The sequence below is a fragment of the Pseudaeromonas pectinilytica genome (assembly GCF_054780855.1).
Genome location: NZ_BAAGVN010000349.1, coordinates 1 through 21,797, shown reverse-complemented (window position 1 = coordinate 21,797; position 21,797 = coordinate 1). Strand labels below are relative to the sequence as shown.

Here is a 21,797-nt window from a genome sequence, read left to right as displayed (position 1 = left end):
CGGGGAGAAGTGGGCAGCGGAAGAATCTTCGATTAAGGAGCCGATGGTTCCGCTTTCGGTAGTAACAGTCCCAGTTGTTGTTGCTCCGCCACATAGGCTTCGGTCTGGGTCTTGAAGCTGACCTGATAGGAGAACTTGCGGCTGTCATTGGCGGCGATCAGATTGACGCATAGGCAGTAGCAAGCGGCGAGCAACAATGCCTGGGTCAGACGCCGATCGGTTTGTTGTTGTGTCCAATGACGGATAAACAACAGCAGCGGGATCTGGGCGAACGGAAAGGCGATCATCAGATGCCAGTAGCTGAAGATGATGGGCGAGAGCACGGCGCTGATAAAGATGGCCAGCAGAGCGGCCACGCCATACAGGGTGAACCACTGCTCGCCATCGGCCTCTGCGACAGCGGGACGACGCCACCACTGGCCCTTGACCTGCTGCCAGACAAACCAGTTGGCCTTCAACGACAACACGACCGACAGTGCGCCAATGGCATAGGCCAGCACTCGCCAGATCCAGGTCAGAGCCAGCTGCACATAATGGGAGCCGCCCAGCCAGGCGAAATGGGTGTCGTTGATCAGCCGCTCGGCGAACAACCAGGAGCCGTAACGGAACCAGTAGATGAAGGCTTTCAGTACCGGATAGACATGTACGCCACCCCAGCCGATGTAACGCTTTTGCGCCTCCGGATCCGTGTTCTGAGCAATGGTCTGGTTACTCATCAGCTCCTGCAGATAGGGGATGAGGGATGCTGCGATCAGCAGGATGGCGCTGACAAGACCCAGCCAATGGATGTGGATCAACCGACGGTAGAACAGATAGGCCGAGATCACCGCCAGAATGGGCCAGGAGTAGTGCAACTGCATCGCCATGCCGATGGCCAGCACATGGATCAGGGTGTGGAAAAACGAGGGCTTGTGGCGTAGATGAAACGCCGACCAGAAGTGCAGGGCGGCGAACAGGAACAGATACGATGGGTTGTAGAGCAGGTTTTCGTACATGAACCAGGGATTGAGCCAATACAACAGCATGAACAGCAGGCGGATGCGCGGTGCAAACAACTGCTGAATGATGTTATCAAAAAGCAGATAACTCATCAGCCGCATGGCCAGTAGTGCCAGCATGGGGGCGTAGGGGGAATACCAGAGCGTTAGCGGTAACCCGACCAGATAGGCCGACAGCGAGCCGGGTACATTTCCCACCGCACTGGCGGCATTGCCATAGCTGAGCCAGGTGCCTTGCAGGGCTCCGAGGTAGCCCTTGTAGAGCATCTGGATTTGATCACCGGTCAGTACCTGATGCTCGGCATAAAGCAGCGACAGCAGCAGGCCGAGCAACACCCCCCCCCAGAACAGAGGATTGACATAGGCGTCTAACCCTTGTGGTTTTAAATCGTGTGTCGACAAGGGAAATCCTCAGTCATCAGCGAGCGTAATCGGTGAGACATCTTGCGCCAGCACCGGATGCAGTCGGGTCAGGGCTTGCCAGACCCGATCCGGCGACAATTCCGTCAGGCACTTCAGATGCCCGAGCGGGCATTCGCGTTTGAAGCAGGGTCGGCAGCTGATATCGGTCTGTACGGTTTCGACTTTGGTGCTCAGCGGTGGAGTATAGGCCGTGGAGGTAGAGCCATAGACGGCGACCAGCGGCGTGCCGACCGCAGCCGTGATATGCATCAGCCCCGAATCGTTACAGACAGCAGCATTGCAGGCGGCGAGCAGGTCGATGGCTTCGGTCAGGCTGGTTTGCCCGGCCAGGATCTGGCATTGCCCTTGCGCCGTGGGTGATAGCTGATTGAGGATGCTATGGGCAACGTCACCATCTTTAGCCGAGCCAAAAATCCACACCTGGCCGCCCTTGGCACACCAGCGTTCGGCTATGTTGGCATAATAGGTTTCCGGCCAACGCTTGGCGGGACCAAATTCGGCGCCGGGACAGAGTCCGAGCACGGGTGCCTGGCTGGAAAGTCCCAGTCGGATGCGCGCTTTATCTTGTTGTGCGCGATCAACGCGCAGGGCCGGATGGGGAATGGCGGGGAGCGCTGTCGCAGAGGTCATCTGCGACTTGGTAAACGCCAGTGCCATATAGCCTTGTACCATCAGCGGGAAGTCGCGTTTGTTGCTGCGCAGATCGTTGAGCAGACCATATCGGCTTTCACCCTTCCAGCCGGTGCGACGAGGGATGCCAGCAAACAGCGGGATCAGCGCTGATTTCAGCGAGTTAGGCAGGACCAGCGCCCAGTCATAGCCTTCGGCCTTGAGCTCGCGCCCCAGGCGCCAACGGGCACCGAGCTGCAAGTCGCCATGACCCAGCGGCATGGTGATGGCGCGATCAACTTCCGGCATCCGCTCCAGTAAGGGTAGGCACCAGCCGGGCGCCATCACATGCAAGACGGCATCTGGGTGTTGTTGCTTGAGGGTGATATACAGGCTCTGGGACATCACCATATCCCCGACCCAGGCTGGGCCTATGACCACTATTTTCATCTGCTTCATCATCAATGGGAGCAAGCTGGGCAGTATAGCTTTATGGCCACAGATTACCATCTGGAGTGGATTAATCCGAGGCTGGTTCCTTTGTGTCCAGAGCCGCTGGGGCCACCTCTAGTTCTGCTTCGGCACTTAAGAGCAGCAACACCAGCAAAAATGGGTAGAAGATGATGCCTGAATTATGGTTGAGAAATGCCTGACTGAGGCAGTAGTCCATGGTGGCCAGTACATGGATGATGGTAGCGGTGGCCAGGGTGTAACCCTGAGCGCTGATGCGGCTGTTGAGCAAGTGCTTGGCAAGATTCAGGGGCACCAAAAATAGTGCCAGTAGGCAGCCCAAGCCCAGCACACCGTACTTGGCCATCTGATCCAGATACTGGTTGTGGGCGTGGCTATTAAAGTCAAAAGCGGCCTGGCTGAGTTCTCCTGCTTGGTATTGTTGCTCTTGGGAGTGACGGACACCTTGTGGCCCCCATCCCAGCAGTGGTTTATCAATGAAGCTGTGCCAGGCACTGCGCCAGAACTGCAGACGAAAGCCAAGGGAGGTGTTTTGGTCGCCCCCGGACAGATAGAGGGTCATATCCTGTTTGGCCTCATGCAGACGCTGGGTGACACCTAGCTGGGGTACGGCACTAAGCAGCACCAATGCTATGACCGAGCCAAGCAGGGTGATCTTGAGGCGTTGATTGAGCCAAGGGAGAAACAGGCGATACCAGGCCAGCAGGATCAGCGGTAACAGTATCCAGCCGCCTCGGGTACCCGAGAGCAGACTGCCGAGCAAGCCCATGCCGCTGGCGGCAAGATAAAAGAGGGTTTCGCTCCGCTTGTGTTGGTGATAAGCCCAGACCATGGCGCAGAGACTGAGCAGCCCCAGAGTCAGGCTGATATCGCCACTCTGGATGGGCATCATATCCTCAAAGGCTCGGGGCAAATGGCGAACAAATTTATCATATAGCGCTATGGTGCCTGCCCCTATGGCACCGATGCCGATCCCGCGCATCAGGCTCTGGAAGCTGGGGCGATAGAGGCAAAGCAGGGGTAACATCAGGGCCAGCATCAGTAGACGGCTGGGGCGATCTAGATTTTTTAGCTCACCATCATGGTCAGCCCAGACCGCCAGAGCTTGGCTGACAAAGAGCAGTAGCAGGATCCAGCACAAGGAGCGTGCGATCGGTGACAGAGTGACGTTCCGGATATAGCATAAATAGCCGATACCAAGCAGAAAGATCCCCAAAAAACTGATGGAGTAGCCGCTCTTCAGTGTGATCGAGAGGGCGCCAAGACCAAAGACCAGGAGTTGGATCAGTCGCATTAAATGGGGTGAATGAGCTTCTGTATCGAGGGTCAGGTTCACTATGAAGTCCGTCTGGTCAGTTGTTCTAACACCTCGGACGCCGGTGTCCGAGGTGTTCTGGTTGCCTGAATTGCGTGATGACTTTAGCGGTTCAGCCATTCCATATATTCGGCAACACCTTCGGCGACACCCCGGAACTGGACGTCACAACCAGTGGCGCGCAATTTGGTCAGATCCGCCTGGGTGTAACTCTGATAGTGGCCTTTGAGGTGATCCGGGAACGGAATGAACTCGACCTGGCCGCGACCATGGTGCTTGACCACGGCTTCAGCGATATTTAGGAAAGGTTCGGCACGCCCGGTTCCGCAGTTATAGATGCCGGATTTACCTGCGTTCTTCCAGAACCAGATATTGACCTTGCAGACATCTTCGACGTAGACGAAATCGCGGGTCTGACCGCCGTTGCCAAAACCGTCACAGCCTTCAAACAGTTTGGGATTTTGTCCGGCCTTCATCTGGTTGTTCAGATGGAAGGCCACGCTGGCCATACTGCCCTTGTGCTGTTCACGGGGGCCGTAGACGTTGAAATATTTGAGACCGACAATCTGGCTGTTGGTGGTCGGCAACAGGCGGCGAACATATTCATCAAACAGGAACTTGGAGTAGCCGTAGACGTTCAGCGGTTGTTCGAAGCGGCGATCTTCGATGAAGTTGTCGTTGCGACCACCATAGGTAGCGGCAGATGAGGCGTAGATAAACGGAATGCCGCGCGCGATGCAGAAGTGCAGCAGATCCTTGGAGTAATCGTAATTCACCTCCATCACGAACTTGCCATTCCACTCTGTGGTGGCCGAGCAGGCTCCTTGATGGAAGATCGCCTCGATTTCGTCCCACTCTTCGAAGGGGTCGCCGGCAACGACGCGGGCGAGGAATTCATCCTTGTCGATGTAGTCGGCAATATCCAGATCGACCAGGTTGGCAAACTTGGTGCCATCGGTCAGATCGTCCACGGCGACAATATTTTTGTGACCGGCCTGATTGAGAAGTTTGATGAGATTACTGCCGATAAAGCCAGCGCCACCAGTGACGATAATCATAAGCTGTTGCCTCGCAAGGAGCCGAAAGAGAGAGAACCCGGATGCTCGAGTTTATCATGCCCGACATAAACGGCGAAGCCTTGGTCAGCTTTTGCGTCTGGTCACGCTGTGGCTCTTGGTCGGAGATGTTGTGTCGCCACATGGTGATAAGATGAGCGGCGGTGGCGATTGTCACATGCAAGTTGGGGTTAAATAACAAATTATAACGAGACGTGGGTAACCTATCCGGCAAATGGCCTATTGATGTGCTATGCCCTATAGAGTAGTTACTCATATTTAAAGGGTTACCATGAAGACCAAAGACAAAATAATTTTTGCGGCGATTGAGCTGTTCAATGCCCAGGGTGAGCAGAATGTCACCACCAACCATATTGCCGCTCATCTCGGTATGAGCCCGGGTAACCTCTATTATCACTTCCGAAATAAGGAAGACATCATCCAGGCGATTTTCGAGCTCTATGCTCGGGAGCTGGCCACTTTATTCTCTCTGGATGCCGATATGCCGCCGGAACATCTCGGGAGCTTGCAGACCAGTCAGCTTTATCTGGAGCGCGTGCTGTATGTGATTTGGCGCTTCCGCTTTGCCTATGACAACCTGCCGGACATACTGGCGCGCAATGAGGCGCTGAGTACCTGGTACCGCAAGATCCAGGAACCGGTGTATGGCCTGATGCAGCGTCATATGGAAGGGTTGCGGAGTCATGGCGTATTGATGGTCAATGATGAGGATCTGAATAACATGCTGCATCTCATGAAGCAGCTATTGATCTTCTGGGTGGCCTACCAGCGGACGCTTAGTCCGGGCGTGGCGGTGAGCAAGAGCGCTGTGTTTGGCGTGATCCCCAAGGTGTTGTTCCTGTTCCGTCCCTATGTGACGGCAGAGTATCAGGCCGAGTTGGCCGGAATTGATGCCTATTTTCGTGCCAAGCAGGCGGAACATGATGGGGCTGTGGCATAACCATCCACCACGTAAACAAAAGGGGGCGAGTCATGACTCGCCCCCTTCATTTTTTGGGGTGCCGGGGGCTGGATCGGCGCTCAGCGTGGACGGGGAGGCGCTACTGAGTTGCGTACCACCAGCTCCGGCTGCACGTTCAGCGCCTCGACGGTGAGCTCCTTGTTGCGAACCCGGCTGACCAACAATTCGACGGCCAGCTGGCCAAGTTCTGCCTTCGGATGGCGGATGGTAGTGAGCGGAGGGCTGGAGAAGCGAGCCATTTCTACATCGTCATAGCCGACAATCGAGATGTCTTCCGGTACCCGCAATCCAGCTTGCGTTGCGGCGCAGATAGCCCCAATCGCCATGGGATCGTCAAAGGCGAATACCGCCGTCGGTTTCTCCGGCCGCGCCAGCAACTGCTGCATGGCATCGAAACCACTTTGCATCTCGTAATCCCCTTCGAGGATATTCTTTTCGGCCAGGCTCAAACCGGCTTCTGCCAGCGCATCCCGTACCCCATCCAGTCGTTGCTGGGTGGTTTGCTTGCTTAATTGTCCGGTGATGCACACCAGCTCGCGATGGCCCTGACTCACCAGATACTGTCCGGCGAGATAGGCGCCGATACGCACGTTGTCGTTGATGACGTTAGCAAAGTCGCATTGGCCACCCCAATCCATGACAACCTGGGGGACGCTCTGATAGCTGCGCAGCAGAGCCTGGATTTCGGCATCAATGTCGGTGCAGATCACCAGCAGGCCATCGACGCGCTTTTCCATCAGCATGCGTAAATAATGACGCTGACGCTCCAGTTGGTTTTCGGTATTGCAGAGGATCAGGCTATAGCCCTGGGTGAAGCAGTAGTCTTCCACCCCTTTGACCACTTCGGCGAAGAAGGGGTTGGCGCTGGCTGTGACCAGCAGGCCGATCGTCCGGGTATGATTCACTTTCAGACTACGAGCCACAGAATTTGGGGCATAGTTGAGCGCAGCCACAGCCTCCAGCACATGGCGGGTGGCATCCTCGCTGACGCGCCGCGTATGGTTGAGAACGTGGGATACAGTAGAGATAGATACTCCAGCCCGAGCGGCGACATCTTTGATTGTGGCCATCTTGCGTCTCCTGAAAAAAGGCAGCGAACCTTAGCAGATTTTGTGCCGGAAGATTGAGAGATATTTCTCATGCTTCCTTTATCCCTCAATAGTAGGCATAAACCCCGAAGATGGTGTCATTCGGGCGGATATTGCACCAGCCAGATGTGAGTAAAAAGCCGTCATTCATAAAAGCGTAATATGCTGGCTTTGTTTTCGATTGTTTCAGAATAATATGGCGGAAAAACTAATTGTTTGGTTTATAAATCTAGTTATGTTGCATTTGTCGGTATTGTTTCAATGATAATTGTCTGCTTGGCGGAAGAATATTTTCGTCTTTCTCTCTTGTGTGTGATTCGGCGCAATGATAGAAAACTCGGAACGAGTCGCTGTACCCCAGCAGACTGTGCCAAAAAAGCGCCCGGCGCATAATCAACAAAAAAATAGAGGGAAGACAAGATATGAGTAAATGGACTAAAGGCGCGCTGACTGCGGCCATCGCAGTTGGCTTGTTTGGTGTGGCTTCTCAAGCCATGGCGGACGATACCATCAAGATTGCCATTGCTGGCCCCCAAACCGGCCCGGTTGCCCAATATGGGGACATGGAGTTTGCCGGTGGCAAACTGGCCGTTGAAGAGATCAACAAGGCCGGTGGCGTGAACGGCAAGAAGCTCGAAGCTGTGCTGTATGACGATGCCTGCGATCCCAAGCAAGCCGTTGCCGTCGCCAACAAGATTGTGAACGATGGCGTCAAGTTCGTCATCGGTCACCTCTGCTCTGACAGCACCCTGGCAGCATCCGATGTCTATGAAGATGAAGGCATTTTGATGATCACCCCGGCTTCTACCAGCCCGAAAGTCAGTGACCGTGGTTATGAGCTGACCATGCGTACCATAGGCCTGGACAGCGATCAGGGCCCGACCGCCGCCCGTTACATCATCGATCACGTCAAGCCGAAGACAGTCGCCATTATCCATGACAAGAAACAATATGGTGAAGGCATTGCCACCAGCGTACGGGATGAACTGAAAAAGGCTGGCGTCAATGTGGTCGCCTTTGAAGGGATCACTGCGGGCGACAAGGACTTCTCCGCGCAAATCGCCAAGTTGAAGAAAGATAACGTCGATTTCGTCTACTACGGTGGTTACCACCCAGAGTTGGGTCTGATCCTGCGTCAGGCCGCCGAAAAGGGTCTGAAGGCCAAGTTCATGGGTCCGGAAGGCGTGGGTAACAAGGATATCTCCGCGATTGCGGGTCCGGCCTCCGAAGGTCTGCTGGTGACGCTGCCGAAGCGTTACGATCAGGAAGCGGCGAATGCGGCCCTGGTTGCGGCGCTGAAGGCGAACAAGCAGGATCCGTCCGGCCCGTTCATCTGGACCACTTATGCCGCGATCCAGAGCGTGGTTGCCGGGATCAAGCAAGCCGGTGAAGAGCCTGCCGATGTGGCCAAGGCCCTCAAGGCTGGCACCATCCCGACCGTGATGGGCGATCTGCAATGGGACGCCAAGGGTGACCTGAAAGGCTTCGAGTTCGGTGTCTTCGGTTGGCACCAGGATGGCTCCTCCAGCACGCTGCAGTAAGCTTCAGCTTTGCAACCCGAGGGGCGGCCTGAGCCGCCCCTTCATTTATCGTCCCGCCTGGCGGGACGACTGTCATCACAATGTCGGGTGCACAGGGAATTTCTCCTATGTCGGAACAATTTTTTTACTTTATCCAGCAACTGCTCAATGGCCTGACCATTGGCAGTACCTATGCGTTGATCGCCATTGGCTACACCATGGTCTACGGCATCATCGGCATGATTAACTTCGCTCACGGCGAAATCTATATGTTGGGGTCGTATGTCGCCTTTATGGTGATTGCGGCCCTGATGATGATGGGGATCGACAGCACTGTGCTGCTGATGGGCAGCGCCTTCGTTATCTCGATCATTATTACCAGCTGCTATGGCTGGACCATAGAGCGGGTGGCCTATCGCCCCCTGCGCGGTAGCAACCGGCTGATTCCGTTGATCTCCGCGATTGGTATGTCGATCTTTTTGCAGAACGTGGTGCGTTTCGCCCAAGGCTCGCGGGACATTGCGATGCCAGCGCTGGTCACCGGCGGCTTTGAGTTCGGTCCTGATAATTTTGCCGCCAGCCTCTCCTGGATGCAGATCATCATCTTCGTGGTGACCTTTGTCACCATGTATGGCCTGACCCAATTCATCGCCCGTTCCCGCATGGGCCGCGCCTGTCGCGCTTGTGCCGAAGATATCAAGATGGCCAACCTGCTGGGGATTAATACCAACAACGTCATCGCCCTGACCTTCGTCATCGGTGCGGCACTGGCCTCCATCGCCGGGGTCTTGCTGGGGATGTATTACGGCGTCATCAATCCGTCCATCGGCTTCATGGCAGGCCTCAAGGCCTTCACTGCGGCGGTTCTCGGCGGTATCGGCTCCATTCCTGGCGCCATGCTGGGTGGTCTGATCCTGGGGGTAACCGAAGCGTTGACCTCCGGTTATCTGAGTTCCGAATACAAGGATGTGGTGGCATTTGCCCTGTTGCTGGCGATCCTGTTGTTTATGCCGACCGGTATTCTTGGCCGTCCTGAAGTGGAGAAGGTGTGATGCATTTTAAACATGCCTGTATTGCCAGCGTGATGACGCTGCTGCTGACTCTGTGGTTGTTCGGCTTCCAGCTGCAAGCCGAGGGTGTTGGTCTGACCGTGGTCAGCCAGTTGGGGACCAATGGCCCCGCCTTGCTCATCGGTGTGGCCATAGTGTTCTTCTTCCAGCTGTTCCGTGAGCGGATCCTGGGTGCCTTTGGTCAAGTGGGTGCACGGACACCCAAGCTGGTGCTGCCGAGCAAGAGCGACAAACCAGGGCTCTATCGTCTGGGGACCTTGCTGATCCTGGGTGCGCTGATTGTGCTGCCGTTTATCGCCAGCCGGAGCGTGGTCGACTTGGCGACGCTGACCCTGATCTACGTGATGCTGGGACTGGGTCTCAACGTGCAGGTCGGTCTGGCTGGTTTGCTGGATCTGGGCTACGTCGGCTTCTATGCCGTTGGCGCCTACAGCTACGCCCTGCTGAATCAATACTTCGGTTTCAGCTTCTGGGAGGCCTTGCCGCTGGCCGGATTGCTGGCTGCCGGATTCGGTTTCCTGCTCGGCTTCCCGGTGCTGCGTTTGCGCGGGGATTATCTGGCCATCGTCACCCTCGGCTTTGGTGAAGTGATTCGTATCCTGCTGAATAACCTTAACTTCATTACCGGTGGTCCGAACGGTATCTCCGGTATCCCGAAACCGACCCTGTTTGGTCTGGAGTTTGCCCGCAAGGCGGACGAGGCCGGTGGGCAAACCTTCCATCAGTTCTTCGGCATCAAATATGTGGCGGACCATAAGGTCATCTTCCTCTATCTGATGGCCGTGTTGCTGGTGCTGCTGACCCTGTTTGTCATCAATCGTCTGCTGCGCATGCCGCTGGGACGGGCGTGGGAAGCGTTGCGGGAAGACGAGATTGCCTGCCGCTCCCTGGGGTTGAATCCAACCGTGATCAAGCTCAGTGCCTTTGCCATCGGTGCCGCCTTTGCCGGTTTCGCCGGTAGCTTCTTCGCTGCCCGGCAGGGCTTTATCAGTCCGGAGTCGTTCAACTTCATCGAATCGGCCATCATTCTGGCCATCGTCGTGTTGGGGGGCATGGGGTCCCAGTTGGGTATAGTTCTGGCCGCTATCATCATGACCCTGCTGCCGGAAATGGCGCGCGAATTCAATGAATACCGGATGGTGATGTTTGGTCTGTTGATGGTGGTGATGATGCTGTGGCGGCCGCAAGGTCTGCTGCCGATGACCCGTCAACACATGGAGGTGCCGAAATGAGCAAGATGTTGGAAGTTTCGGATCTGACCATGCGCTTTGGTGGTCTGGTGGCCGTGAACAAGGTGGCCCTGCAGGTGGAGGAGAAACAGATCGTCTCCATCATTGGGCCCAACGGTGCCGGCAAGACCACGGTCTTCAACTGCCTGACCGGCTTTTATCGTCCCAGTGGCGGCATCATTCGCTATGCCGGTGAGGAGATCCAGGGGTTACCGGGTCACCTGATTGCCCGTAAAGGGGTGGTGCGTACCTTTCAGCACGTGCGTCTGTTCAAGGAGATGACGGCGCTGGAAAACCTGTTGGTGGCTCAGCATCGCCACATGCATGGCGGTCTGCTGCAGGGCATCCTCAAGACTCCGGCCTTCCGCCGTGCCGAAAAGGAGGCCCTGGATCGGGCGCTGTTCTGGCTGGACAAGGTGGGCTTGACCGAGATGGCTAATCGCCCGGCTACGGGCTTGGCCTATGGTCAGCAACGTCGCCTGGAGATTGCCCGCTGCATGTGCACCCAGCCCAAGCTGTTGATGCTGGATGAGCCGGCCGCGGGTCTGAATCCGAAGGAGACCCACGACCTGGATGATCTCATCCGCCTGCTGCGCGATGAGTTCGGGGTATCGGTGTTGCTGATCGAGCATGACATGAAGCTGGTGATGGAAATTTCTGACCAGATCTATGTGGTCAACCAGGGGTGTCCGTTGGCCGAAGGCAAGCCGGAACAGGTGAAGAACAATCCGGCCGTGATCAAGGCCTATCTGGGCGAGTTTTGAGGTATCCCATGCTGGAATTCAAGAACGTTTCCACTTATTACGGCAAGATCCAGGCGCTGCACGATGTCAGCTTGCACATCAATCAGGGTGAGATCGTCACCCTGATCGGTGCCAACGGCGCCGGTAAAACCACCCTGCTGATGACGCTGTGTGGCGATCCCAAGCCACAATCCGGGCAAGTGCTGTTTGAAGGGCAGGACATTACCCAATGGCATACCGCCAAGATCATGCGCGGTGACATCGCCATAGTGCCGGAAGGGCGCCGCATCTTCAGTCGTCTGACGGTCGAAGAGAACCTCTACATGGGCGCCTTCTTCGTCGACAAGGCAGAGCAAGAGAGCCTGCTGGCCGAAGTCTACGAGCTGTTTCCGCGTCTCAAGGAGCGGGTGCATCAACGGGCGGGCACCATGTCCGGTGGTGAACAGCAGATGCTGGCTATCGGCCGTGCCCTGATGAGCAAGCCGCGCTTGTTGTTGCTGGACGAGCCCTCGCTCGGGCTGGCCCCCATCATCATCCAGCAGATCTTCGAGATCATCGAACGGCTGCGGGATCGGGGCATGACCATCTTCCTGGTGGAGCAGAATGCCAACCAGGCTCTGAAGCTGGCGGATCGTGGCTATGTGCTGGAAACCGGCCGTGTGGTGTTGGCCGGCACAGGTGCCGAGTTGCTGGCCGATCCGGCGGTACGCCAGGCTTATCTGGGGGGGTGATACCCGCTACCGCTGATTGCGGCAGCCAGAAACGAACCCTGTAGTAGAACGAGGGATCATCCGATGTGAGTCGGATGATCCTTTTTTTTAACAATCGGGTAAACTGGACGCTGATTTTGACAGGAGTAGCCCATGTCCGAGTTCCAACATATTTCCCTGGCCGCCGCCGATACCCTGCTGCAGGCTGGCGCGGCGCGGCTGGTGGACATTCGCGATCCGGCCAGTTTCCGTAGCGCCCATGCGCCCGGAGCTTTTCATCTGACCAACGACACGCTCGTCTCCTTCATGCAACAGACCGATTTTGAGACCCCGGTGCTGGTGATGTGCTATCACGGCCATAGCAGCCAGGGGGCAGCCCAGTATCTGGTGAACCAGGGCTTTACCGAGGTCTACAGCGTGGATGGTGGCTTTGAAGGCTGGCGCCTGGCATTCCCGGTGGAAACCTCCGCTGCAGATGGGCAAGGTCGGGTGTCATGAAACAATTGCTGGTGATCAATGATGCGCGTCTGGCACAAAGCCTGGCCGACTATCTCTCCAGTCGCGGCATGCATTGCGAGCTGACTCAGTCCGAGGTCGGTATTACCGTCTGGCTGGCGGACGAGAGTCGCAGCGGCGAGGCTGAACCCGAGGTCAAACGCTTCCTCAAAGAGCCCTATCATCCGCGCTATGCCGAAGCCTCCTGGCAGAGCGGTACGCCGAATAGTCGTATCGATTACAGCGCTGGGCACCACAGTCTGACCGCGCATTTTTTGATGCAGGCAGGCCCCGTGACCTTGCTGGTCATGGCGCTGTGTACCTGCTTGTTTATCCTGCAACTGATTGGCCTGAATCTCTATGCCAGCCTGAGTTTCCATCAGGACGTCTCCCAACTGAGCGGCTGGCAGATCTGGCGCTTTGTGACTCCGGCGTTTTTGCATTTCTCCGCCCTGCACCTGATCTTCAACCTGATGTGGTGGTGGTATCTGGCTGGATTGGTGGAGCGGCAACTGGGCACCAGTAAATTGCTGACCCTGCTGCTGGTAGGGGCCGTGATCCCCAATTTATTGGAGTTTCTGCTCTCCGGGCCGGATTTTGGTGGTCTGTCGGCGGTGGTCAATACCCTGGTGGGTTATTGCTGGATCATCGGTCGCATGAAGCCTGACGGCGAGGTCAAACTACAAGATGGTATCTTCATCTTCATGGTGGTCTGGCTGGCCATCGGCTTTAGTGGCCTGTTGGGCAACAATCTGGCGAATGTTGCCCATCTCAGCGGTTTGGCCATTGGCCTGCTGCATGGTTGGCTGGATGGCCGCAAATCGGCCGCGTCTATATCCTGAGCGGCTTATTGATACAAGAAGTTGGTAAACAGCAGGTCGCGGATGACTTTGCGACCCTCTTCCTTGGTCAGTAGCTCTTCGACCTTGGCCTTGCAGGCGAGACGGGTTTTTTCCCGTCCTTCCTGGGACTTCACATCATCCAGGCTCTGGGCACCCAGCAGAGTGTTGATGGCGTCTCGCAGCAAAGGGTCGTGCTTCTTCAGCAGTTCGATATCGGCGGCGTTGTCGACCATGATATCGACCTTCACCCGCACGTAACCGAGCGTTGGCCCTGTGGTGATGAAGTTGGTGATGAATTCTGGATCCAGAGTGTAGTAGCCAATCCCGGCCGGTTGTGCAGCGCCTTCGCCCTCGCCGCCTCCGGCTTGGGCAAGCGCGGTCAGTGGAGCCAAGCAGGTGGCGAGCATCAGCAGGAGGATCGGCAGTGTCTTGCGCATGAGGTCGGCTTCCGGTCGGTGGATAAAAAAGGGCGATGGCGCTCATTCTTGGCGGTGCACGCTTGGCCGTCAAGAGTTCTCCTCTTTACTATGGGTGCGGGATGGCGATTTTGTGTTGTTTCTTTGATGGGTGTGTCTTTGCAAGCTGTATTCCCTGAGTCTGATTGGTGCGCGGTCGCGCCCCTGTCGCGGATTGACTGGTTGCCTCTGGATCCGGCTGTGGTACCTCAAGCGGTTCTGGGCTGGTTGGCCGAGCAGGGTTCGCTGACCCGACGGCTGCGAGCCGAGGCCGGTGAATTGTCGGTGATCTGCCTGCAGCAAGGGGTCACGGATGACGAGCCCGGGCTCTGGCAACGACAGGTGTTGCTCTTGAAATCAGGCCGACCCTGGGTTTGGGGCCTGACCCAAGCGCCGTTGAGCACCCTGGCGCGTTATCCGCAACTGGCCACTCAAGGTGAGCAGCCGTTGGGCGACTGGTTGTTCGGGGTGGCGGGTGCGACACGCGAAGGGCTGGTCTGGGCCGATCTGGTTGCCGATCCGGCTCTGCGTCAGGTACTGGCGGCATGGCAATTACCAGCACCTAAGGTGCTGTGGGCGCGTCGTTCACGTCTGGTGTTGCCCGGCGCTGAATGTGCCATTACCGAAGTATTTTTACCGGATGCCCCCTTGTATGCGGGTGTCGAGGAGAAGGAATAACCATGCAGCTGGTGACGCGGACCCCCTGGGCCGCCTATTGGCAATTGGCCCGGATGGACAAACCGATTGGCACGCTCTTATTGCTCTGGCCAACCCTGTGGGCGCTGTGGCTGGCGTCGGCCGGGCAACCGGATTGGTGGGCTCTGCTGGTCTTTACGCTCGGCGTCTTCCTGATGCGCTCCGCCGGGTGTGTGATCAATGATTATGCCGATCGCCATGTCGACGGCCATGTCAAACGGACGGCCCAGCGGCCATTGCCAGCCGGGCGCTTGACGACGCGGCAGGCGCTGCTGTTCTTTGCCGCCTTGGTGGGCTTGTCGTTTTTGCTGGTGCTGACTCTCAACCGATTTACCATAGTGCTGTCATTGATGGGGCTGGTGCTGGCTGTGCTCTATCCCTTTATGAAGCGGGTGACGCATCTGCCGCAACTGGTGTTGGGCTTAGCCTTCTCCTGGTCCATTCCCATGGCCTGGGCGGCGGTGACCGGTGACTTGGCCTGGAGCACCTGGTTGCTTTTCATGGCCAATGCGACCTGGACCGTGGCCTATGACACCTACTACGCCATGGTGGATCGGGATGATGATGTGCGCATCGGCGTCAAATCGACGGCGATCCTGTTTGGTCGCTATGATCTGCGCATCATTGCCCTGTTGCAGCTCGTCACTTTGCTGTTGCTGCTGTTGGTTGGTTGGTTACAGGCTCTGCCGTGGCCGTTCTACGGCAGCTTGTTGGTAGCTGCGGGCCTGTTTGCCCAACAGGGCTGGTCAGCACGAGGGCGGGATCGGGATGCCTGCTTCCGGGCCTTTCTGGCCAATAACTGGGTGGGGGCCGTGATTTTCTTGGGCATCTTCTTGTCAGGTCTGTTGGCGGGATAGCTAGTTTTATTTATAACTCATTGATTTTATTGTTATGTCATAAAGATGTCGGCTCGGTGTCGTCACCTGTCGCCCCTGGATTAGCGGATAGTCTCACTCGAACACCAGAAGCAGAGGGATCACAATGAATGTTCGTAAACTTAGACTGCAGCGACACTGGTCCCAAGACCAGCTCGCGCAATTAAGTGGCCTGAGTATCCGCACCATCCAGCGTATAGAGCGGGGGCAGACTCCGGGGCTTGAATCATTGAAATCTCTCGCTGCTGTTTTTGATGTTCCCGTCGAAACACCACCAGAGGAACAGGACATGACACCGGAACAACCCATAGATCCAGTAGAGCAAAGAACCATCGAATACGTTCGCGACATCAAGGGCTTTTATTCACACGCCATCAAGTATGTGCTGGTGATTACCATGCTCTTCATCATCAACCTGGCAACGGCGCCTGGCTATATCTGGGCCTGGTGGCCCATGTTGGGTTGGGGCATCGGGGTGCTGTTTCATGGTCTGAATGTGTTTGAAGTGTTTAACTTCTTCGGACCGGCATGGGAAAAGCGCCAGATCGAGAAACGACTGGGTCGCAAGTTGTAACGCGGGCAGAAACAATAAAGCGCCCCTGAACCCTGCGCCAATGGCCGGGTTCAGGGGCGCTTTGTATTTACTGCGTCCGGACGTTAACGGGCGGGCATCAGCAGGGTGCGACGCACCCGATCCGGGAGCAGGGGCAGCAAGATGGCCGCCAATTCCGCCAACGCCTCGCCATCCCGAGTCACCGGCTGATCCTCCCCTTGGCACTGCAGATACTGTTCTTGCTGCAGGCTCAGCAATAAGGTCTTGAACAGGCTCTTGTCGCTGAATTCCGGGGCATGAATGCCATGCAGGGTCGCCAGCCGTACCGCCATCATCTGACTGTCTGATTCCAACTGCTGCAGGGTGATCGCCGGCTGCTGTTGGATCTGTGACAGTGTGATGGCGTAGCGTTGCAAGGTTTCCTGAATGCTCTGTCCCAATAACAGCAGCCGCATCTGCTCTTCCGGACGCACCCAGTAGCCATCGCTGTGTTCTTCGATCAACGCCAGATCTTGGAATGCGGCGAGAATGGCCGGCACCTGGGTATCCAGCTCCTCCAGTTCATAGCGCAGGAACAACTCATTCTTCAGCAACGGATAAATCCGGCGGCAGCGCGCCAGCAGATCGACATGATTCAACCCCTCATTGCGTTCGATCAGGGTGGCGACCAGGCTGGGCAGTGCGAACAGATGCAGGATCGTGTTGCGGTAGAAGGTCATCAGGATTGCCTGGTAGCGATCCATGCTGATGATTTGACCGAGTTTGTCTTCTTCCACCTGGAACTTGTTCAGCTCCAGCGCCTGCTCCAGCAACTCCTCGGCACTGGCTGTCGGCACCGTATCGAATGGGCTGTAGGGCACCCGCTGCAACAGTTCGGTGTACAGGCGGATCTGGGCCAGCAGATCTTCCCGCGGCAGTGCCTGTTTGTCGGTGGCCAGCAGCGCCAGCGCACTCAGGGTCAGGCCATTGACCGCGGCGGCATCATTGATGCGAGTCATCAGCTGCTTGGCCAGAATATCCACGGTCGCAGGCAACCACTCGGGGCGGCATTGGCTGGTCGGATCTATGTCCTCCCGCCACTCGGGAACCTGTTGCTGCAGGAACTGATGCAGGGTGAGCGGTTCACCGAAGTTGACGAAGCTGCGGCCAAAGTTGCGCAATTTACCCAGGATCCCGACCACCTGCCACAGGCTCTCTTTCTCCTTGCAGCTGCCCTTGAGCTCCTTGAGGTAAGTGTTCACTTCCATCACATGCTCGTAGCCCAGATAGACGGGGACAAAGGTCAGGGGTCGCTTGATGCCGCGTAACTGTGCCTGCAGCGTCATGGCGATCATGCCGGTCTTGGGTTGCAACAGCCGTCCGGTGCGGGAGCGGCCGCCTTCGGTGAAATACTCCACCGCATAGCCACGGGCAAACAGCTGGCTCAGATATTCACGAAACACTGTGCTGTACAGCTTGTCGCCTTTGAAGCTACGCCGCAGGAAGAAGGCACCGCCGTGGCGGAACACGGGTCCTGCCGGCCAGAAATTCAGGTTGATCCCGGCGGCAATATGCGGCGGTACCATGCCCTGATGGTAGATGACATAAGAGAGCAGCAGGTAGTCCATGTGGCTGCGGTGGCAGGGCATATAGATGATCTCATGCCCTTCCCGTGCCAGCCGGCGCACCTTCTCGGCCCCACGGACCGTGATACCGCGATAGAGCTTGTTCCATAGCCAGCCGAGGAAGTAGTCACCGAAGCGGATCAGGCGATAAGAGAAATCGGATGCCATCTCGTCGAGATAGCCCAGGGCTCGGGCGCGCATCTGCTCCTCGCTGCTGCCTTCGCTCTGCGCCTGTTCGGCGATGGCGCGGACTATGTTGTCGCTGCGCAACAGTTCACGAAACAAAGCCTGGCGATCGGGCAGCCGTGGCCCCTTGGCGGCCTGACGCTGGCGGCTGAAGTGGATACGCGCCACTCGTGCCAGTTTGTGAGCCACCACTTCGTCGGTGCCGAGCTCGGTGACCAGGCTGCGGAGGGAGACTGGGGTCGAGAAGCGGACCCGGTTTTCCCGACCGTACAGCAGTACCATAGCGGCCTTGCGCAACGCGCCCGGCGTCTGGTGCGGCGGCTGTAGCCGGTGAGGGCGTTCACGGCCCGGGGCGCGATGCCACAGCAGAGTCACCGGAACCAACTGGATATCCAGTTGCGCGTTCTGTTCGTGCAGACTCAACCATTCGCGGAAGGTGTCCAGATGGGGTATGCCGCTGCGCTGGCTGCCGAAGAGCGACGGCGTGCGATCCAGGCAGACATAGCGGGGATGACTCTGGCCCTGTAGGACCAGCGGCGCAAATGGATTGGGTAGCCCCAACTCCTTGGCACAGAGCTCCAGGGTCAACAGGTCACTCAGCGAATCTGTGCTCAGGGCGTACACGATGGGACGGCCCAAATCAAGACCCAATTGACTCAAAGGATCTTCCGGGAGACTGCTGTGATTGACCAGTAGACGAACAGGCAAGCGGCATAGGGCCTGAGCCAGGGAAAAGCTGAAGGACATGGTGCTGTATCCTCAATAAAAATGCGGCGCCAGCATAGCAAAACTGGCCCGACTTGTCGTGAATTGCTGACCCAGGTCATGGGCGGTTCTCTTTTGTCGGCTTTGCCCGGCATTTACCTTGCACTTGATAAATGCCTGTATATACTCACAGTTATCTGTATAAATAGACAGGCAAACGCCATGAAACATCTGACCCCTCGCCAAACTGAAGTGCTGGAACTGATCAAGGAATGCATGCAGCAGACCGGTATGCCGCCGACCCGTGCCGAGATTGCCGCCCGTCTGGGCTTCAAGTCTGCCAATGCGGCGGAGGAGCACCTCAAGGCCCTGGCGCGCAAGGGGGTGATCCACATCATGCCGGGGACTTCCCGTGGCATTCAGCTGCTGCAAGAGGATGTGGTTGAAGAGGAATTGGGTTTGCCATTGATTGGCCAGGTGGCCGCGGGTGAGCCGATCCTGGCGGCCGAGCACGTGGAAACTCACTACCAGATCGATCCGGCCATGTTTCAACCCAGAGCCGATTTCCTGCTGCGGGTGCAGGGGATGAGTATGAAGAATATCGGTATTCTGGATGGCGATCTGCTGGCTGTGCACAAGACCGAACAGGTGCGGAACGGTCAGGTCGTCGTCGCTCGGGTCGGTGATGACGAGGTCACGGTCAAACGCTTCGAGCGTAAGGGCAATCAGGTGCGCTTGCTGCCGGAAAACGAAGAGCTGGAGCCGATCCAGGTCGATTTGACCGAGCAGTCCCTGAGCATTGAAGGGCTGGCGGTGGGCGTGATCCGCAACGGTAGCTGGCACTAACTGGCTGTTTCAAATCGCCGACACTCACCGCAGTACTAAACAGCTCTTGCGTGGCTGGCATGACGAGACAGGGCCCTTCACGGGCCTAATGCCAGTTGCGTTAGCAAAGGCGAGATAGCCTGTTGCGCCAACCGTTGGCGGCAGGGATGCCGCCATCGAGCCCCCATGGAAGGGTTTACGGCGAGTTGGCGAGAGAGGTTGTCTCGCCCGAACCTCTTGACTGGCCCGCATTGCCTTCCCCAGCTCTTGTGTTAGCCCCTTGCAGACTGTCATGGCATGTGAGCATGCAGTGGCAATTTCCCCGTTCCAGAGCTTTCCCCTTGGGGTAGAATGGCATTTTTCCCCTCAGGTCTCTGTTGCTCCGATGTTTCATATCGCCCTGTTTGAACCGCAAATTGCTCCCAATACCGGCAATATCATCCGTCTGGTGGCGAATAATGGCTGCCATCTGCATCTCATTGAACCCTTGGGCTTCGATTTGGAAGAGAAAAAGCTGCGTCGGGCCGGTCTGGATTACCATGATCTGGCCACTGTGACACGCCATCACAACTATGCGGCATTTGCCGAGGCGATGCAGGGGCGTCGGATTTTTGCATTGACCACCAAGGGCAGGACGCCTCACACCACTCCTGCCTATCAGGCCGGTGATGTTCTGCTCTTCGGCTCGGAAACCTCCGGCCTGCCCGATGCGGTGCGCAATAGCTTGCCCCAGGATCATCTGATCCGCATCCCCATGCTCAGTAGCTCGCGCAGTTTGAATCTGTCGAACGCCGTGGCCATTGTCAGCTACGAGGCCTGGCGCCAGCTGGATTTCGCCGTCGCGGGCGGCGACAACGAAGCCTGAGTGTCTATACTTTGCTCATCATCGTAATCACTGGGGCTTCGTGCTTGAAGGTGGCTTGATATGAGCTCTGCCACTCGCTGGCTCTATCCACTGTGTATCAGCATCCTGTTGATGATGCCTCTTGGCCAGAGTGCATTGGCCCGGGAGTGCGTGGCCGTCATCACGGCGGGAACCGGGCACCATTTTTGGCGAGCCATTGAATCCGGCTCTCTGCAGGCTGGCAATGAGCTAGGGGTCGATATTTTCTTTCGCGTGCTCTACGACGAAACCTCGGTCGATGCCCAGGAGCAGATCTTGCGGGAAGCCCTGGAAAAGCAGTGTATCGGCGTGGTACTGGCGCCCAATTCGTCAGCACATCGTAAGACTCTGGATCTGTTCAGACAGAAAAATTTACCGATTGTGTTGATCGATCGGAGTATGGCTCTGGGTGCTGTCTACGCTCAGGTCATGACCAATAATTATCGGGCTGGTCAACAGGCGGCGCGAGAGATGGTCGCGCGCCTGAGAGGCGAGGGTTCGGTGACGGTTTTAAGGTTGAAACCGGGCGTGGCTTCCACCGATGCCCGTGAACAGGGCTTTCTTGATGAGATCAAGAAATCCAGTTTGAAGTTATTGCCGGCCGTTTATCTTGGCTCCGGGATCGTTGAAATCCGACATAATGCGGATATTTATTTACAGCAGCATATTTCAGAATTGGATGGTTTATTTACTCCTAATGAATCGTCGACTTTGGGTGTCATGGCAGAAATAAAAAGAAAAGGCCAGGAAAAGCGTCTGGTACATATTGGTTTTGATTATAATCGTTATCTAATTCAGGGGCTTGCATCCGGAGAGGTTGATGGTTTGTTACTCCAGCAGCCCCATGCTATCGGCTTTCAGGGTGTCAAGTTGGTCATGGCGGCTCACGGCGGCCAGCCTGCACCACAGGAGGTGATCTACACTCCGGTATATTATCTTACCGCCGAGAATATGCACTCCGCACAAGCGCAGCAATTTCTTGATTTATATAGTGATGAAGGGAGTATGATGCGAATTAGGAAATAAAAACTCCCAGCGTAGGTTATTCTTTATTTCTTTATTTCTTTATTTCTTTATTTCTTTATTTCTTTATTTCTTTATTTCTTTATTTCTTTATTTATTTATTTGTTTGTTCTGTGAGGTGGCAAGAATTTAAGCTGAATTAACTATGTTGTTATTTAATTGTTTGCTCGCTCAATATTATTGATGACGTCTATGATAGGGCGTTTATCACCCATTCCTTGCATCCACTTCGTTGCCCGTGGTCACCCATGGTGTGGCCCTCGTGTCATACCTCCCGTTGCCAGCTATTTCACCATCCGATCCCAGGCTGACTCCGAAAGTGCGGCGACGTTTGCCTGTCCGGTTGCGGGATGGCGAGGTGTAACCGTTCACCGGCCCCGGCTTGACTAAGCCGAGGTCAGGTTGAATACGTCAGGATAAGGCTGGCCCGTCATGACCGCTG

The 21,797-nt window shown here is 56.4% G+C and carries 21 protein-coding genes; 14 read left to right on the top strand and 7 right to left on the bottom strand.

What is annotated here, in order from left to right; genetic code table 11:
* Positions 1-32: 32 nt before the first annotated feature.
* From ACYVG7_RS17380 to rfaD, 4 genes are all read right to left on the bottom strand, one after another.
* The gene (locus tag ACYVG7_RS17380) at positions 33-1,400 is read right to left on the bottom strand and encodes a 3-deoxy-D-manno-octulosonic acid transferase (RefSeq protein ID WP_460884348.1); all 1,368 of its coding nucleotides are present in this window, start codon (positions 1,398-1,400) and stop codon (positions 33-35) included.
* A 9-nt stretch (positions 1,401-1,409) separates the two neighbouring features.
* A complete protein-coding gene (waaF, locus tag ACYVG7_RS17375) occupies positions 1,410-2,480 on the bottom strand; it encodes a lipopolysaccharide heptosyltransferase II (RefSeq protein WP_460884347.1) in 1,071 nt (356 codons plus the stop codon).
* A 70-nt stretch (positions 2,481-2,550) separates the two neighbouring features.
* A complete protein-coding gene (locus tag ACYVG7_RS17370) occupies positions 2,551-3,936 on the bottom strand; it encodes an O-antigen ligase family protein (protein WP_460884346.1) in 1,386 nt (461 codons plus the stop codon).
* The gene (gene rfaD, locus ACYVG7_RS17365; RefSeq protein ID WP_460884345.1) at positions 3,921-4,874 is read right to left on the bottom strand and encodes an ADP-glyceromanno-heptose 6-epimerase; all 954 of its coding nucleotides are present in this window, start codon (positions 4,872-4,874) and stop codon (positions 3,921-3,923) included. Before rfaD ends, ACYVG7_RS17370 begins: the two co-directional genes overlap by 16 nt.
* 289 nt (positions 4,875-5,163) lie before the next feature.
* Here rfaD and ACYVG7_RS17360 point away from each other — a divergent pair, with 289 nt between their 5' ends.
* The gene (locus ACYVG7_RS17360) at positions 5,164-5,832 is read left to right on the top strand and encodes a TetR/AcrR family transcriptional regulator (RefSeq protein WP_460884344.1); all 669 of its coding nucleotides are present in this window, start codon (positions 5,164-5,166) and stop codon (positions 5,830-5,832) included.
* Between the two features lie 80 nt (positions 5,833-5,912).
* On the opposite strand, the gene ACYVG7_RS17355 is transcribed toward ACYVG7_RS17360, so the two are convergent.
* Positions 5,913-6,923: a substrate-binding domain-containing protein gene (locus ACYVG7_RS17355; RefSeq protein ID WP_460884343.1), complete on the bottom strand. Its 1,011-nt coding sequence runs from the start codon at positions 6,921-6,923 to the stop codon at positions 5,913-5,915.
* A gap of 440 nt (positions 6,924-7,363) precedes the next feature.
* Between ACYVG7_RS17355 and ACYVG7_RS17350 the strand changes: the two genes are divergently transcribed.
* The 7 genes from ACYVG7_RS17350 to glpG all read left to right on the top strand — a co-directional run bounded on the left by ACYVG7_RS17350 (position 7,364) and on the right by glpG (position 13,550).
* The gene (locus tag ACYVG7_RS17350) at positions 7,364-8,482 is read left to right on the top strand and encodes a branched-chain amino acid ABC transporter substrate-binding protein (RefSeq protein WP_460884342.1); all 1,119 of its coding nucleotides are present in this window, start codon (positions 7,364-7,366) and stop codon (positions 8,480-8,482) included.
* Between the two features lie 107 nt (positions 8,483-8,589).
* Positions 8,590-9,513, top strand: coding sequence for a high-affinity branched-chain amino acid ABC transporter permease LivH (gene livH, locus ACYVG7_RS17345; protein WP_460884341.1), 924 nt, complete (start codon positions 8,590-8,592; stop codon positions 9,511-9,513).
* Positions 9,513-10,763 (top strand): high-affinity branched-chain amino acid ABC transporter permease LivM, encoded by a 1,251-nt coding sequence (livM, locus tag ACYVG7_RS17340; RefSeq protein WP_460884340.1) that lies wholly within the window; start codon positions 9,513-9,515, stop codon positions 10,761-10,763. Before livH ends, livM begins: the two co-directional genes overlap by 1 nt.
* Entirely contained in the window at positions 10,760-11,524 is a 765-nt protein-coding gene (livG, locus tag ACYVG7_RS17335; protein WP_460884339.1) for a high-affinity branched-chain amino acid ABC transporter ATP-binding protein LivG, read from the top strand. The genes livM and livG overlap by 4 nt, the downstream gene beginning before the upstream one ends.
* An 8-nt stretch (positions 11,525-11,532) precedes the next feature.
* Positions 11,533-12,234, top strand: coding sequence for an ABC transporter ATP-binding protein (locus ACYVG7_RS17330; protein WP_460884338.1), 702 nt, complete (start codon positions 11,533-11,535; stop codon positions 12,232-12,234).
* A gap of 132 nt (positions 12,235-12,366) precedes the next feature.
* The gene (glpE, locus tag ACYVG7_RS17325; protein ID WP_460884337.1) at positions 12,367-12,711 is read left to right on the top strand and encodes a thiosulfate sulfurtransferase GlpE; all 345 of its coding nucleotides are present in this window, start codon (positions 12,367-12,369) and stop codon (positions 12,709-12,711) included.
* Positions 12,708-13,550: a rhomboid family intramembrane serine protease GlpG gene (gene glpG, locus ACYVG7_RS17320; protein WP_460884336.1), complete on the top strand. Its 843-nt coding sequence runs from the start codon at positions 12,708-12,710 to the stop codon at positions 13,548-13,550. Before glpE ends, glpG begins: the two co-directional genes overlap by 4 nt.
* 5 nt (positions 13,551-13,555) lie before the next feature.
* On the opposite strand, the gene ACYVG7_RS17315 is transcribed toward glpG, so the two are convergent.
* Positions 13,556-13,987, bottom strand: a complete 432-nt coding sequence (locus tag ACYVG7_RS17315; protein ID WP_460884335.1) for a flagellar basal body-associated FliL family protein — start codon at positions 13,985-13,987, stop codon at positions 13,556-13,558.
* A 138-nt stretch (positions 13,988-14,125) separates the two neighbouring features.
* Between ACYVG7_RS17315 and ACYVG7_RS17310 the strand changes: the two genes are divergently transcribed.
* From ACYVG7_RS17310 to ACYVG7_RS17300, 3 genes are all read left to right on the top strand, one after another.
* Positions 14,126-14,683, top strand: a complete 558-nt coding sequence (locus ACYVG7_RS17310) for a chorismate--pyruvate lyase family protein (protein WP_460884334.1) — start codon at positions 14,126-14,128, stop codon at positions 14,681-14,683.
* 2 nt (positions 14,684-14,685) lie between these two features.
* A complete protein-coding gene (gene ubiA, locus ACYVG7_RS17305; protein ID WP_460884333.1) occupies positions 14,686-15,558 on the top strand; it encodes a 4-hydroxybenzoate octaprenyltransferase in 873 nt (290 codons plus the stop codon).
* A gap of 124 nt (positions 15,559-15,682) precedes the next feature.
* Positions 15,683-16,150 carry a 2TM domain-containing protein gene (locus ACYVG7_RS17300; protein WP_460884332.1) on the top strand — a complete coding sequence of 156 codons (468 nt, stop codon included), beginning with the start codon at positions 15,683-15,685 and terminating at the stop codon, positions 16,148-16,150.
* A gap of 83 nt (positions 16,151-16,233) precedes the next feature.
* Here ACYVG7_RS17300 and plsB read toward each other — a convergent pair whose 3' ends face one another.
* The gene (gene plsB / locus ACYVG7_RS17295) at positions 16,234-18,666 is read right to left on the bottom strand and encodes a glycerol-3-phosphate 1-O-acyltransferase PlsB (protein WP_460884331.1); all 2,433 of its coding nucleotides are present in this window, start codon (positions 18,664-18,666) and stop codon (positions 16,234-16,236) included.
* Between the two features lie 180 nt (positions 18,667-18,846).
* On the opposite strand from plsB, the gene lexA reads away from it, so the two are divergent.
* From lexA to ACYVG7_RS17280, 3 genes are all read left to right on the top strand, one after another.
* A complete protein-coding gene (gene lexA / locus ACYVG7_RS17290) occupies positions 18,847-19,470 on the top strand; it encodes a transcriptional repressor LexA (protein ID WP_460884330.1) in 624 nt (207 codons plus the stop codon).
* 364 nt (positions 19,471-19,834) lie between these two features.
* The gene (locus tag ACYVG7_RS17285; RefSeq protein ID WP_460884365.1) at positions 19,835-20,314 is read left to right on the top strand and encodes a tRNA (cytidine(34)-2'-O)-methyltransferase; all 480 of its coding nucleotides are present in this window, start codon (positions 19,835-19,837) and stop codon (positions 20,312-20,314) included.
* Between the two features lie 111 nt (positions 20,315-20,425).
* On the top strand, positions 20,426-21,358 hold the full coding sequence (locus tag ACYVG7_RS17280) for a substrate-binding domain-containing protein (RefSeq protein WP_460884329.1): 933 nt from the start codon (positions 20,426-20,428) through the stop codon (positions 21,356-21,358).
* Positions 21,359-21,797: the final 439 nt, after the last annotated feature.

Excerpts from the sequence above, each read along its gene's own strand:
- ACYVG7_RS17355 (WP_460884343.1), bottom strand. The coding sequence starts at position 6,923 with ATGGCCACAATCAAAGATGTCGCCGCTCGGGCTGGAGTATCTATCTCT.
- plsB (WP_460884331.1), bottom strand. The coding sequence starts at position 18,666 with ATGTCCTTCAGCTTTTCCCTGGCTCAGGCCCTATGCCGCTTGCCTGTT.
- lexA (WP_460884330.1), top strand. The coding sequence starts at position 18,847 with ATGAAACATCTGACCCCTCGCCAAACTGAAGTGCTGGAACTGATCAAG.
- glpG (WP_460884336.1), top strand. The coding sequence starts at position 12,708 with ATGAAACAATTGCTGGTGATCAATGATGCGCGTCTGGCACAAAGCCTG.
- rfaD (WP_460884345.1), bottom strand. The coding sequence starts at position 4,874 with ATGATTATCGTCACTGGTGGCGCTGGCTTTATCGGCAGTAATCTCATC.
- ACYVG7_RS17370 (WP_460884346.1), bottom strand. The coding sequence starts at position 3,936 with ATGGCTGAACCGCTAAAGTCATCACGCAATTCAGGCAACCAGAACACC.
- ACYVG7_RS17300 (WP_460884332.1), top strand. The coding sequence starts at position 15,683 with ATGAATGTTCGTAAACTTAGACTGCAGCGACACTGGTCCCAAGACCAG.
- livM (WP_460884340.1), top strand. The coding sequence starts at position 9,513 with ATGCATTTTAAACATGCCTGTATTGCCAGCGTGATGACGCTGCTGCTG.
- livG (WP_460884339.1), top strand. The coding sequence starts at position 10,760 with ATGAGCAAGATGTTGGAAGTTTCGGATCTGACCATGCGCTTTGGTGGT.
- waaF (WP_460884347.1), bottom strand. The coding sequence starts at position 2,480 with ATGAAAATAGTGGTCATAGGCCCAGCCTGGGTCGGGGATATGGTGATG.
- ACYVG7_RS17330 (WP_460884338.1), top strand. The coding sequence starts at position 11,533 with ATGCTGGAATTCAAGAACGTTTCCACTTATTACGGCAAGATCCAGGCG.
- ACYVG7_RS17360 (WP_460884344.1), top strand. The coding sequence starts at position 5,164 with ATGAAGACCAAAGACAAAATAATTTTTGCGGCGATTGAGCTGTTCAAT.
- ACYVG7_RS17350 (WP_460884342.1), top strand. The coding sequence starts at position 7,364 with ATGAGTAAATGGACTAAAGGCGCGCTGACTGCGGCCATCGCAGTTGGC.
- ACYVG7_RS17280 (WP_460884329.1), top strand. The coding sequence starts at position 20,426 with ATGATGCCTCTTGGCCAGAGTGCATTGGCCCGGGAGTGCGTGGCCGTC.
- livH (WP_460884341.1), top strand. The coding sequence starts at position 8,590 with ATGTCGGAACAATTTTTTTACTTTATCCAGCAACTGCTCAATGGCCTG.
- glpE (WP_460884337.1), top strand. The coding sequence starts at position 12,367 with ATGTCCGAGTTCCAACATATTTCCCTGGCCGCCGCCGATACCCTGCTG.
- ubiA (WP_460884333.1), top strand. The coding sequence starts at position 14,686 with ATGCAGCTGGTGACGCGGACCCCCTGGGCCGCCTATTGGCAATTGGCC.
- ACYVG7_RS17285 (WP_460884365.1), top strand. The coding sequence starts at position 19,835 with ATGTTTCATATCGCCCTGTTTGAACCGCAAATTGCTCCCAATACCGGC.
- ACYVG7_RS17315 (WP_460884335.1), bottom strand. The coding sequence starts at position 13,987 with ATGCGCAAGACACTGCCGATCCTCCTGCTGATGCTCGCCACCTGCTTG.